General features: G+C 53.2%; 13 protein-coding genes. 10 read left to right on the top strand and 3 right to left on the bottom strand.

Annotated elements, in window-relative coordinates; all coding sequences use genetic code 11:
- Positions 1 to 3 precede the first annotated feature (3 nt).
- The 3 genes from napC to ACX9GT_RS17760 all read left to right on the top strand — a co-directional run bounded on the left by napC (position 4) and on the right by ACX9GT_RS17760 (position 3,069).
- Positions 4 to 621 carry a cytochrome c-type protein NapC gene (gene napC, locus ACX9GT_RS17770; RefSeq protein WP_473188009.1) on the top strand — a complete coding sequence of 206 codons (618 nt, stop codon included), beginning with the start codon at positions 4 to 6 and terminating at the stop codon, positions 619 to 621.
- Between the two features lie 123 nt (positions 622 to 744).
- On the top strand, positions 745 to 1,320 hold the full coding sequence (gene nudK, locus ACX9GT_RS17765; RefSeq protein ID WP_473191626.1) for a GDP-mannose pyrophosphatase NudK: 576 nt from the start codon (positions 745 to 747) through the stop codon (positions 1,318 to 1,320).
- 150 nt (positions 1,321 to 1,470) lie between these two features.
- Positions 1,471 to 3,069 carry an SWIM zinc finger family protein gene (locus tag ACX9GT_RS17760; RefSeq protein ID WP_473188008.1) on the top strand — a complete coding sequence of 533 codons (1,599 nt, stop codon included), beginning with the start codon at positions 1,471 to 1,473 and terminating at the stop codon, positions 3,067 to 3,069.
- Positions 3,070 to 3,085: 16 nt separating this feature from the next.
- On the opposite strand, the gene tal is transcribed toward ACX9GT_RS17760, so the two are convergent.
- Positions 3,086 to 4,033 (bottom strand): transaldolase, encoded by a 948-nt coding sequence (gene tal / locus ACX9GT_RS17755; protein WP_473188007.1) that lies wholly within the window; start codon positions 4,031 to 4,033, stop codon positions 3,086 to 3,088.
- Between the two features lie 121 nt (positions 4,034 to 4,154).
- Positions 4,155 to 4,613, bottom strand: coding sequence for a ribose 5-phosphate isomerase B (gene rpiB, locus ACX9GT_RS17750; RefSeq protein WP_473188006.1), 459 nt, complete (start codon positions 4,611 to 4,613; stop codon positions 4,155 to 4,157).
- 316 nt (positions 4,614 to 4,929) lie between these two features.
- On the opposite strand from rpiB, the gene ACX9GT_RS17745 reads away from it, so the two are divergent.
- From ACX9GT_RS17745 to ACX9GT_RS17720, 6 genes are all read left to right on the top strand, one after another.
- Positions 4,930 to 6,042, top strand: a complete 1,113-nt coding sequence (locus tag ACX9GT_RS17745; protein ID WP_473188005.1) for an MDR/zinc-dependent alcohol dehydrogenase-like family protein — start codon at positions 4,930 to 4,932, stop codon at positions 6,040 to 6,042.
- Positions 6,043 to 6,104: 62 nt separating this feature from the next.
- Complete coding sequence (locus tag ACX9GT_RS17740; protein WP_473188004.1) at positions 6,105 to 7,373, top strand: MFS transporter; 1,269 nt, start codon at positions 6,105 to 6,107, stop codon at positions 7,371 to 7,373.
- Between the two features lie 19 nt (positions 7,374 to 7,392).
- Positions 7,393 to 8,154 (top strand): SDR family oxidoreductase, encoded by a 762-nt coding sequence (locus ACX9GT_RS17735; protein WP_473188003.1) that lies wholly within the window; start codon positions 7,393 to 7,395, stop codon positions 8,152 to 8,154.
- An 18-nt stretch (positions 8,155 to 8,172) separates the two neighbouring features.
- Positions 8,173 to 9,174 carry a dihydroxyacetone kinase subunit DhaK gene (locus tag ACX9GT_RS17730; protein ID WP_473188002.1) on the top strand — a complete coding sequence of 334 codons (1,002 nt, stop codon included), beginning with the start codon at positions 8,173 to 8,175 and terminating at the stop codon, positions 9,172 to 9,174.
- Positions 9,175 to 9,177: 3 nt separating this feature from the next.
- Positions 9,178 to 9,834: a dihydroxyacetone kinase subunit DhaL gene (dhaL, locus tag ACX9GT_RS17725; RefSeq protein ID WP_473188001.1), complete on the top strand. Its 657-nt coding sequence runs from the start codon at positions 9,178 to 9,180 to the stop codon at positions 9,832 to 9,834.
- Between the two features lie 105 nt (positions 9,835 to 9,939).
- Entirely contained in the window at positions 9,940 to 10,902 is a 963-nt protein-coding gene (locus ACX9GT_RS17720) for a sugar-binding transcriptional regulator (RefSeq protein WP_459401813.1), read from the top strand.
- Between the two features lie 61 nt (positions 10,903 to 10,963).
- Here ACX9GT_RS17720 and cbp21 read toward each other — a convergent pair whose 3' ends face one another.
- Entirely contained in the window at positions 10,964 to 11,548 is a 585-nt protein-coding gene (gene cbp21, locus ACX9GT_RS17715) for a chitin-binding protein/chitosanase CBP21 (protein WP_473188000.1), read from the bottom strand.
- A 394-nt stretch (positions 11,549 to 11,942) separates the two neighbouring features.
- On the opposite strand from cbp21, the gene ACX9GT_RS17710 reads away from it, so the two are divergent.
- The gene (locus ACX9GT_RS17710; protein WP_473187999.1) at positions 11,943 to 12,884 is read left to right on the top strand and encodes a LysR substrate-binding domain-containing protein; all 942 of its coding nucleotides are present in this window, start codon (positions 11,943 to 11,945) and stop codon (positions 12,882 to 12,884) included.
- Positions 12,885 to 12,941 lie beyond the last annotated feature (57 nt).

The raw sequence follows: 12,941 nt of genomic DNA, 5'->3' as shown, positions 1-12,941 counted from the left end.
GTTATGGCCGAACGTAATAATGCAACATCTGAGAAAAAGGCCGGGCTGATTCGCCGTTTATGGCGCTGGTGGCGCAGGCCGAGCCGTTTGGCGTTGGGCACGCTGCTGCTGTTGGGTTTTGTCGCCGGGATCATTTTCTGGGGCGGTTTCAACACCGGGATGGAAGCGGCTAACACCGAGCAGTTCTGCATCAGTTGCCATGAAATGCGCGAAAACGTCTACGAGGAATATATGGATAGCGTGCACTACAGCAACCGCAGCGGCGTTCGCGCCACCTGCCCGGATTGCCACGTACCGCACGAGTGGGCACCGAAAATGCTGCGCAAGCTGAAGGCCAGCAAGGAACTGTATGGCAAGGTGTTTGGCGTGATCGACACGCCGCAGAAGTTTGAAGCACACCGCTTAGCGATGGCCAGTAACGAATGGGCGCGTATGAAGGCCAATGACTCACAGGAATGTCGTAACTGCCATAACTTTGAGTATATGGATTTCAGCGCCCAGAAAACCGTGGCGGCCAAAATGCATGATAAAGCGATTACCGAAGGCAAAACCTGTATTGATTGCCATAAAGGGATCGCGCATAAACTGCCGGATATGCGCGAAGTGCCGAGCGGTTTCTAAACCATGAGTGTTAAAAACCCCGCAGTGCTGCAAAGCCTGCGGGGTTTTTTGTTGCAAATCCACCGTAGCTGCGTTTTGCTATTGGCACAGGATTGGGTTGCTCAGCTAACGGAAACCAGGTTTATGCCATCGAAGATTGAAAATATCAGGAAAGAGCTGTTGTCGAACAACTGGTATGTGTTGAATAAATATACCTTTGATTTAAAAAGAAAAAATGGCGAATCCGTCGAACAGGTACGTGAAGTGTACGATCGCGGTAACGGTGCCACTATTCTGCTGTATAACCGTGCCAAAGGCACCGTGGTGCTGACCAATCAATTCCGTATGCCGACCTACGTCAACGGCAATGCCAGCGGTATGCTGCTGGAAGCCTGCGCCGGGCTGCTGGACGCGGATTCGCCCGAGCAGTGCGCCCGCCGCGAAGCGATCGAAGAAACCGGTTTTCAGGTGGATAAAGTACAGAAAATCTTCGAAGCCTATATGTCGCCAGGGGGCGTGACGGAGATCGTCTATTTCTTTATTGCCGAATATCAGGATAACGAGCGCCAAACCGTAGGTGGTGGCATCGAAGATGAAGATATCGAAGTGGTGGAGCTGCCGTTCTGCGAAGCGGTGGCGATGATCGCCGATGGCCGCATCAAGGACGGCAAAACCATTATGCTGTTGCAGTATCTGCAAATTCATCGGGTGATGGCGTGACTTTTTGCCGCTGCCATCAAGATACGGTTACGGAAAAAATAAATGAAATCAGACGATAATCGCACTGTGTCCGCCGACTCTTCTCTCATTGATATGGCTGAGTTGAGGATGCTAACGGGTCGGGAAACTTTTACCAAAGGCACACAACTGATGGAGAAAGGTTGCGTCAGCAATCTGCGCATGCGTGGTTCACTGGTCACTGCCGATGTGTTAGGTAGTTACACTTATCAGGTGATGATTGCTCTTAAACCTGAACTGCAATGTAGCTGTACCTGCCCGGCAGCCGATTATATGGAGGTTTGCAAACATGCCGTCGCCGTCGTATTGCAGTTGAATCAGCCCGATAATGTGCCGAAGGAAGATAATGATGAGCAACTGTTGCGCCGTTATTTCGAACAAAAACAGGCTGACGATCTCATCACATTATTACTGCAATCGCTACGTGGTAATGAAAGCTTAGCGAAGGCATGGCTGCTTGAGGCCACGCTGGCGTTTGAACCGGCCTCGCTGGCACAGCTGAAAAAAATGGTGACCAAGGCCATGCCCGCACGTGCGCTTTGGAACTGGCATGAGGTGTTTGGCTATTTCTCCGCCGCAGAAGCGCAGTTGGGGAGTATCTGGACGGCGATGGAAAAGTTACCCGTCGCAGAACAGTGGTTACTGACCGAGCATGTGTTGAAACGCCTGAATAACGTGTTAGGGCGCATTGACGATTCTGGCGGTTATCGCTTTGCTATTGAAGGCCAACTTTTTGAAAAAATGCCTGCAATTTTTGAAAAACTCGACTGGTCAGCAGCAAAGAAAGCGCAATGGCTGTTTGAACATCTGAATCAGACTGAATATGACGTATTCCCAGCAATTGGTGAGCATTTTTCTATTACGGGTGAAGTGCAAAACGGCCTGTTGAAGTTATGTAATGATGCCGTCGAAACGATGGCCGCCGAGCTTAAAATGGCAGATCAACCGTTTGAGCTGGCATGGCAAATGAGAAGCTATGCCACCCCCTTATTAGAGGCCGCCCAACAAAACGGTAACTGGCGTGAAGAGGTGCGTTTGCTGTCGATGCTGGCTCACCGTTGCCATGACTACCTGGATCTCAGCAAGTTTTGCCTAGGGCACCAGGAAGAACTGGATGCGGAAGATTGGTTGCTGAAAGCGAAAAAAGTGGCGACACCCTATGAGCAAACCGCCTGTACCCACCAAGAGGTGCGAGTAAAAATGGCCCTCGGGGAACATCAGCAAGCATGGCGGGTTGCCTGGTGCGGTTTTGAACAACACCCTAGTTATCATGAATATCAATATCTGCTCACTGTTCATGAGGAACTCGGGCGGCCAGAACCCGAACTGCTAACCAAAGTGGAACAGGTGCTGCTCAACGCGCCGCGTCAGCAGAGGGAACTGGTCGATTTTTATCTGGCAAACCATGAGATTGAAAAAGCGAAAGCCTGTATCAGGAGCGGGGGAGGATCGCGAGAACAAATACTGCAACTGGCCGATTTATCTATTGCCAAGCAACCGGCGGAGGCGCTGGCACTCTATCTGCTGGTAGTAAAAAAGCTTATCGAACAGGGCAATGCATCGTCGTATGAACAGGCAGCACAGTTATTATTGCATCTACAGGCGAAACTCAAGGCAAGCCAGCATCCTTTAAACGATTTCAACCACTCCGTGGCGCAATTGGCCACGGAGTTTCGGCGTAAGCGCAATATGCTGGCCTTGTTGAATACGCATTTTGCCGATTGCCTGTAGCGCCGCCGGGCTGGAATTACAGCTCGGCGGCCAGCCTATCTTCCAGCTTCTGCTGGTCAACGGCGAATAGTCGGATGCCTTCAGCCAGTTTCTCTACCGCCATAGCATCCTGATTATGCAGCCAGCGGAACTCGGCTTCGGCCAGCGGAGCGGGTGGGTGGAAGGCTTCGACCGATGGTGCCAGTTGGCGTTCAATTGGTTGCTCGCTCTGTTTCAACTGTTCCAGCAGATTGGGCGCAATGGTTAAACGATCACAGCCCGCCAGCGCCAGAACCTGTTCAACCTTACGGAAGCTGGCCCCCATGATCACCGTCTGGTAGCGATGCTGCTTGTAGTATTCATAAATCGCGCGGACCGACTTCACGCCGGGATCCTGTTTGGCATCGTAGTCCGCCATTGGCTGTTTGGCCTGATACCAGTCATAGATACGGCCAACGAACGGTGAGATCAGGAATACGCTAGCCTCGGCGCAGGCGCGGGCCTGAGCAAAGGAGAACAGCAGCGTCAGGTTGGTGTTGATCCCTTCTCTTTCCAGCTCTTCAGCCGCTTTGATACCTTCCCAGGTGGCGGCCAGCTTGATCAGAATGCGCGATTTCGCGATCCCTTGCGCCTGATACAGCCCAATCAGCTTGCGTGCTTTGGCCACGCACATACCGCGATCGAACGACAGGCGGGCATCCACCTCGGTAGAAATCCGGCCCGGCACGCTTTTCAGGATCTCTACGCCAATATTGACCGCCAGCTTATCGCTGGCATTAATCAACTGGGTTTCCTTGCTGCCATGCTGGCGAGCGTAGTTGAGCGCCTCGACGATCAGTGGCCGATATTGCGGCAGCGCAGCGGCTTTGAGGATCAGCGAAGGGTTAGTGGTGGCATCCTGAGGTTCGAACTGGCGGATCGATTCGATATCGCCACTGTCGGCGACCACGACGGTTAACTGTTTGAGTGCGTCTAACTGGTTCATCGATAAGCTCCTTGCTCAATAGTGAGTAAATGAGAATGTTTTTCATCTAGGCCAACACAGTGCCTGATAACGCCGACGAATAACATGCGCTTTTACTGATTGCTATGATGGACAATAACAATCAGCGTTGGCCGATAACCTGTTCGTAATAGCCGATTTTTGCCACTTTGGGTGCCGATCCTCCCCCTTCAAACTCCGAGGCCAGCCAGGCTTCGACGATCGATTTCGCCAATTCCGGGCCGATAACGCGTGCGCCCAGAGTGATGATCTGCGCATCGTTGCTCTTGCGCGCCCGCTGGGCGGAATAGGTGTCATGACACTGCGCTGCGCGGATCCCCGGCACTTTGTTAGCCACGATGCTCATACCAATGCCGGTGCCACACAGCAGGATCCCTCGTTGGTGCTTGCCATCCTTGATCGCCTGCGCCACTTCAAAGGCAATATCCGGGTAGCTGCTTGATAACCCATTATTTTCTGGTGCGTAGTCGGTAACGGGGATATTGCGTTGTTGCAGGCAGGCAACGATCACATTCTTCAGTTCAATGGCGGCGTCATCGGCGCCGATAGCAATAGGCAACATAAAGATCTCCAGGTTGATAGCGATAAGGTTGACGATCTCGGTGGCACGTCATGGGGTTACCATAACCATAGATAATCAAATGTTCAACAAATGTTCTTTTGTTTTTATGTGAATCATGCGAAATGGACATGTATAGTGACTTAAATACCAATAAATAGGTATTAATTGAAGTTTTAGTCATTTATTGAGGTCTTTTTGAGCGGTATCACAGTTTGAAAAGTTGGTGGTGGGCAATTCGATACAGAGTGAGTAGTGTTCATATGTTCTTTAAATGTATTAATGATCATTATGGCGAACCCTACCAGAGGAGAGAACTATGTGTCAGAACTGCGTAACACCGGCAAAAATGGCCGAAGGCATTCCTGAAACCATGAAAGCGGTGGTGGCTTATGCCCCGCACGATTACCGCCTGGAGGAAGTGGCAGTACCGAAAATTGGCCCGAAAGAGATCCTGATCAAGGTTGAAGCCTGTGGGATCTGCGCCGGTGACGTTAAAGCGTTTGAAGGGGCCGCCAGTTTCTGGGGCGATGACAAGCAACCGGCTTATATCAAAGCGCCGATGATCCCCGGCCACGAATTTATCGGTCATGTGGTGGGTTATGGCGAAGGGGTTGAAGGATTCAATCTGGGCGATCGGGTGATCTCTGAACAGATCGTCCCATGCTGGGAATGCCGTTTCTGTAACCGAGGCCAGTATTGGATGTGTGAAAAACACGATCTGTACGGCTTCCAGAAAAACGTCAATGGCGGTATGGCGGAATACATGAAGTTCACCAAAGAAGCCATCAACTATCACGTACCTGCGGATATGCCGATCGAAGATGCCATCCTGATCGAACCTTATGCCTGCTCGTTCCATGCGGTGCAGCGCGCCAATATCAAACTGGGCGATGTGGTGGTGCTGGCCGGTGCCGGGACGCTCGGGTTGGGCATGATCGGGGCGATAAAAAAATCCGGCCCGGCCAAGCTGGTGGTGCTCGATCTGTCTGACGAGCGTTTGGCGTTGGCGAAAAAGTTTGGTGCCGATGTGGTGCTGAATCCGCTGCGTGACGACGTGATGGCCATCGTCAAAGGCATGACCGAAGGCTATGGCTGCGATATCTACATTGAAGCCACCGGCGCGCAGAAGTCCGTCGAACAAGGGCTGATGCTGATCCGCAAACTGGGCACCTTTGTTGAGTTCTCGGTATTCAAAGATCCGGTAACCGTCGACTGGAGCATTATCAGCGATCGCAAAGAGCTGGATGTGCTGGGTTCACACCTCGGCCCCTATTGCTATCCGCTGGTGATCGAAGGCATCCGCAATGGCGATCTGCCCACCGAAGGCGTAGTCACGCAAACGCTGCCGCTCGAGCAGTTTGCCGAAGGTTTCGCAATGATGAAACGCGGCGTCGGCTCGATCAAAGTGGTGCTCAACCCGAATCTGTAATGCCTGCATCGTTCTGGTGCGGGTGAGCCTGCACCTTGATATCAAATGTGCTGAGGTGTGCTATGTGGAATGGACTGATTCATCGCATTGGTCTTTCGCCAAAATTAATGCTCGGTTATGCCGGCGTGCTGGTCTTTATGATGGGGGAAGGGCTGGAACAAGGCTGGCTCTCGCCTTATCTGATCGGCAAAGGATTAACCATTCAGGAATCGGCGCTGGTGTTCAGCGTCTACGGTTTTGCTGCGGCGATTGCCGCCTGGTTTTCTGGCGTGCTGGCAGAGATTTTCACCGCCCGCCGGGTGATGATGGCCGGGCTGCTGCTGTTCCTGCTGGGTTCGGTGTGCTTTCTGGTGTGGGGGTTACCGAGCAATAACCTGGCGATCATGGTGCCGACCTATGCCCTGCGCGGGCTGGGTTATCCGCTGTTTGCCTATGGTTTTCTGGTGTGGGTGGCCTATGAGGCACCGCCGGAAAGGTTGGGATCGGCAGTGGGGATCTTCTGGTTTGTCTACAGCGGCGGTCTGAGCGTGTTGGGGGTGCTCTATTCCAGCATCATGCTGCCGCACCTGGGCGAGATCCATACCCTGTGGAGCGCGTTAATTTTTGTGGTACTGGGTGCAATGATCGCGCTGATGCTCAACCGCACGCCCGGCCATGCCGAAGCGGGCAACCGAGAAAAAGCCTCCCTCAGCTATGTGCTGAAAGGCATCACCATCGCGTTTGAAAACCCGAAAATCGGCCTGGGTGGCATTGTGCGTACCATCAACACCTCGGCGGCGTATGGCTTTGTGGTGTTTATGCCGATGTACATGATGGATATCGGCTTTAGCCGCACCGACTGGTTGCAGATGTACGCGGCGCTGTGGACGGTCAATATCATCTTCAACCTGATCTTCGGCGTAATCAGCGACGGCCTGGGCTGGCGCAACGTCGTCATGTGGTTTGGCTGCGTTGGCTGTGCGATCACCACGCTGCTGTTCTATTACGTTCCCTATTTCCTGGGGCCAAGTTATCTGCTGACCGTCTGTGCTGCGGGCATGTTCGGTGCCTGTTTGGCGGCATTCGTGCCACTTTCGGCGATTATGCCCACGCTGGCGCCAGAGAATAAAGGTGCTGCCATGTCGATCCTCAACCTTGGCGCCGGGCTGAGTACCTTTGTTGGCCCGGCGGTAGTGGGTTTGTTTATCGGCAGCCTGGGCAGTGGTGGAGTGATCTGGATTTTCACCGGCCTGTATCTGTTCGCCGGTGCGCTGATGAAGTTTGTCACCTTACCGAAAAAGCGTGCTGCGGCGGCTGAAGAGGGTAACCCCCGCTTGGCAAACATATCCTGAGCTACAGGATAAGGAGCAAATGATGTCGACTGAAAGCAATGAATTTTCCCTGCAAGGAAAAGTGGCGTTGATCACCGGGGGCGCGGCAGGCATCGGCTTTGCCATCGCCGAACGTTATCTGCAAAGCGGTGCCAGGGTGGTATTACTGGATCGCACGCCGCAGGTGGTGGCGATCGCCCAACTGCTGGATGCTGAATCAGCGCTGGGGATAGTGACGGACGTGACCGACAAAGCTGCGCTAACGCAGGCCGTCGCCCAGGCGAAGGCCCATTTTGGCCGCCTGGATGTGTTGGTCAACAGTGCCGGAATTGTGGCGCTGCATCCAGCAGAGGAACTGCCGGAAGAGGCCTGGGATCGCACCATGGCGGTCAACCTAAAAGGCGTGTTTCTCGCCAGCCAGGTGGCGGGCCACTATTTTCTCCGTCAGGGGAGCGGCAGCATTATCAACCTGGCTTCACAAGCCGGTGTGGTGGCGTTACCCAATCACCTGGCTTACTGCGCCAGCAAGGCCGGAGTGATCGGCTTAACCCAGGTATTGGCACTGGAATGGGGGCCGCACAACGTGCGGGTCAACGCCATCTCTCCCACCGTGGTATTAACCGAACTGGGGCGTAAAGCCTGGTCGGACGATGTGGCCGAGCAGATGAAACAGAAAATCCCGCTGCGGCGCTTTGCCGAACCACAGGACATCGCCGCCAGCGCGCTGTTTTTGGCCAGCGATGCGGCCAGCATGATCACCGGTGCCAACCTGCTGGTTGACGGCGGTTACACCATTCAATAATCCGCAAGAGAGGCAACGATGAACAGAATCATTAACGATCCCGATCGCGTGGTGGAAGACGCCATCCAAGGCTACTTGCTAGCTCATCCGAACTATTTTGCTGCAACTGGCAATGCGCGGGTGCTGAAATACCCGGCGGTACCGATTAAAGGCAAAGTGGGGATCGTCACCGGCGGCGGTTCAGGCCATGAACCGGCGTTTCTGGGCTATATCGGCAAAAACATGCTGGATGCGGTGGCGATTGGGGAAATCTTCTCTTCCCCGACCGCCGGAGCATTTCTGGATGCGTTCAAGGCGGCCGACAGCGGTGCGGGTGTTGCCTGCCTGTATGGTAATTACGCTGGCGATAATATGAATGTCAAAATGGCGATGAAAAAGGCAGCAGCGGCCGGTATGGCGGTGAAAACCGTGGTAGCGAACGACGATGTGGCCTCGGCACCCGCCAGCGAAATTGAAAAGCGCCGTGGCGTGGCCGGTGAGATCCTGATGTGGAAGGTCGGCGCGGCCGCTGCGGCGCAAGGCTACGATCTGGACGGTGTGATCGGCGCGGCGCAAAAGGCCATTGATAATTGCCGCTCGATCGGCGTTGGCCTCAGTTCCTGCACCATCCCGGCGGTGGGTAAACCGAATTTCCATATCGAAGACGGCAAGATGGAGATCGGCATTGGTCACCACGGCGAGCCGGGGATCGAGGTTTCGCCGATCCAGTCAGCGCTAGCGATGGCCGGGACGATGCTCGACTTTGTGCTTAACGATATGCCGCTGGCAAAAGGGCAGGAGGCGGTGGTGTTGGTTTCCGGGCTGGGGGCAACGCCGGTGATGGAGCTGTACATCTATTATGCCGAGATCGAAAAGCGCCTCACTGCGCAAGGCGCGAAGGTGCATCGCTGCTATGTGGGTAACTATTTTACCTCGCTGGAAATGATGGGGGTGACGCTGACGCTGATGAAGCTCGACGATGAATTGAAAACCTTAATCGACATGCCTGCCCATTCATTAGGCTTAACCCAGGTGGAGTGAACCATGGAAGAACATATTTCGACGCAGCATGGCAATGAGATTGTGGCCGCTTTGGTGCGGGTGATCGTCAGCAATCGCGAGTATCTCAGTGAAATTGATGGCGCAATTGGCGATGGCGATCACGGCATTAATATGGCGAAAGGCTTTGCCATGTGCGGTGAAACCATCAAGGGCCAGCCACTGACGCTGGCGCAGGCGTTTGATGCGGTTTCTGACGCGCTGATGGAAGGGATTGGCGGTTCAATGGGGCCGCTGTATGGCAGCCTGTTTATGGGCATGGCCGACAGCGTGCGTGATCAACCGGTGCTGGATAAGCGGGTATTTCTGGCCATGCTGCAAAATGGCCTGAGTGAATTACAGGACATCAGCAGCGCAGGCGTCGGCGACAAATGCCTGATGGACACCTTGCTCCCGGCAATCGCCCGCTTTGAACAGGCCGTGCAACGGGGGGAGAGTTTCAGCGATGCACTGGCACACATGAAGCAGGCGGCGATTGCCGGGCGTGATTCCACGCGCGATCTGGTGGCGAAGATTGGCCGCGCCAGCCGGTTGGGCGAGCGTTCGCGCGGCGCACTGGATGCCGGTGCGGTTTCCTGCTGCCTGCTGTTGTGTCAATTGGCCGATCAGGTCACGCAAGGCCTAAATACCGTGAGTGCGTGAATGGCTGTCCCCTTGGCTTGCTGCACCTGGAAATCCATTGGGTATATACTGCTGTTTGACCAAGGGGATAACCGCTCACACTTGTTGTGAGGAAACGTATAACGGATGGAAAAACACACAGTGACCCAGGATAACGAACTGCTGACTGAAATTGCCGTTGCCTATTATCAGGACGAAATTACTCAGGAAGAGATTGCAAAAAAATTCGGTATCTCACGCATCAAGGTTGGGCGCTTGCTCAAGCGTGCCAAAGAAGAGGGCATTGTTGAGATCACCGTGCGCTACCATCCCGTCTTCAGCACCCGCCTGGAACAGCAGATGCTGGAGCGTTTCCCCATCAGCCGTGCGCTGATTGCGCTCGATCATCAGGATGAAGAAGAGCAGCGGCGTCAGGTGGCGGCCTTGGTTTCTGGCTATTTAGCGATGTCGCTGAAAGACGATATGGTGTTGACGGTCGGGCAGGGGCGCAATGTGGCGGCGATTGCCGATCACATCGGCAGCGTGGCGCAAAAAAACTGCAAGTTTATCTGTGGCATTGGCGGCACGCATCGCCCCGGTGATGCGATTAACGCCGACCATATCAGCCGCCGCTTGGCGAAGAAGTTTGGCGGCAGCAGCGAAACGCTGTACGCCCCGGCCTATGTTGAGAACCGGGCGCTAAAAGAAGCCTTTATGCAGAACGGCACCATCAAGGAAACCCTCGATCGGGCACGCAAGGCGGACGTTGCGCTGGTGGGGATTGGCGATATGAACGAGAACAGCTATATGGTGAAGCTGGGTTGGTTTACGCCGCATGAGATTATTGACGCCAGCCTGAATCAAGGAGTGATCGGCGATATCGCCGGTTACGACTTTTTTAATGCGCAGGGGCAGCATGTGGATACGGTAATGAACGATCGCGTTATCGGCCTGAGTATCGATGAACTGCGCCGTATCCCTTGCGTGATTGCCATTGCGTCGGAAAACACCAAGGCGCTGGCGATATTGGGCGCGTTGCGTACCGGGGCGATCGATATTATCGCCACCAGCGCCCTCAATATCCGCACCATTCTTAATATGTCGCAGTAACCAGACGATAACAGAGTTCAGCCTTTCCAGGCTGAACCCTGTGTTACTGCAACTCCTCGAGTTAATTGCTCAGATTCACATCAATCGCCTGATAAAAGGCGTTCGCCGTGTCTGCTACATCCCACACAGCGAGGATCACATGCGAACCGCTACGATCGGCGGGTATATTGCACTGGTGGGTCACCTTGGCCGCCGGGATCGCACCACCGTCATTAAACTGGCAGAACGGCGTCAGCTCAAAGGAAGCGCGGGTTAATGGCTGAGTGGCATCCCAACCCTGTTTGGTAATGAAATAACGCCAACTGGTGGTGCTGTGGCGGGCGGTCAGATTCCAGGTAAAAGCGTTGGCACCGGTTTTCAGGTTGAGCTTATTCCAGCGCGCTGGTGATTGCTGATCCAGCTCGAAGAAGGTGGATTTATCGGCACTGGCAATATGGCCATCCGCTGGGCCGCTTTGTGGGAAACCTTTCAGGCCTTCCACGCTTTGTGGTTCATATTGCACGCTACCGCACTGGGTGTTGAGCTGTAGTTTGCATTGATAAGCACGGCTGGCTGGGGATTCGACGTAGCCATGGGCATGGGCCTGCTGGGAAATACCGAGAATGGCGGCGCTTAACAAGCCTAATAACATCAGCGTTTTGTTCATAATAACTCCTGTTCGTAAATAATAACTTATGGATTGGGTTTATTTTCACCAGTCGCAACTCTGCTGCGAATTAAATTAAACAGACTGACTGGCTTGTTATGTTTTTATCATTCTCGCTTTCAGGCAGGATGGAATGTTCTATCGGCTACCAACTGAAATTATTATGATGAACACTTTTCGTTGATAGATTGAGTTGGCGTTTAATTTATGTTTTTGGGGGGCCATGATGAGTTTTATTTAAAGATGTCATGAAATGTCTTTCAGGTAGCGTTTAGATTATTGGAGTATATTGCTTTGGCTTGGCTGTTTTTGTATGAATTGGTTGACTTTTGCGCACCAATACGCTGGGGTGTTTAGTGTCGATTTTTCTTATTTATGCTCAAGAGGAATATGTATGACTAGATTGTCCCTGGATGCGATTAAAATAATCAGCACCATTAAGAGTACCGGTTCTTTTTCTATGGCGGCAGAGGTGTTGCATAAAACACCTTCTGCAATTTCTTATCGCGTTTCTAGTATTGAAAGCAAGCTGTGCGTGAAGCTTTTCCACCGTAATGGGCCAATGATAACCCTGACGGATGAAGGAGAGTTTCTGTTACAGGAAGGGGGGTGGATACTAAATGCAGTGCGGGATCTGGAGCGTCGGGTAAGGAATATCCCCAAGATGGATAACCACATCCGTATTGCGCTAGATAAGTTTTTCCCAATAGAAACAATGATTCAGGATATCCGTGACTATATCAGTCACAGTCCAGATGCCAATATCTCAGTACAACGGGAGGCACTGAACGGCACCTGGGATGCGTTGAAAAATAATCGGGCAGATTTGATTGTGGCTATTGGGCAGATCCCGGAGAGTGTGCAGGCGAAAACCTTGATGCTCGGTAAACTGGAGTTTGTGCTCTGCGTGTCCCCTTCGCATCCGTTTGCCGCACAGAGAAAAGCCATCAGCAAGAATCAACGGCTGAATGACATTGTGGTGGTGATTGCCGACAGTAGCCACGAATTGCCTAAACGTAGTACCGGCATCTTGCCACGACAACGCCAACTGGTGGTGTGTGATGTTGAAAGTAAGCTGACGCTGCTAAAACGCGGAATTGGCCATGGGTTCCTGCCACCGGCACTGGTTGAGAAAGAGTTAAGCTGCGGGGAACTGGTGGCGGTGCCGGTGGATACGCAAAAGGGGGATGAGATGATCTGGCTGGCGTGGCATCCGGCCAGCAAAGGGAACGGGTTTAGCTGGTGGCACGAGCGCCTGACGCGCAAAACTGATGTTTTCAGCCTGATGGGGCGTGAGGTTGTTCGTGAAGGGGGATACCCTTGGTGTAACCCGTAACCAATAAGCCGAGCGAAGGGATGCGAAAATTAATCGATTTATATAATAAAAAGCCCT

It is taken from the genome of Serratia sp. YWN4, from assembly GCF_055790845.1.
This window is presented reverse-complemented; position numbering and strand designations above follow the sequence as displayed.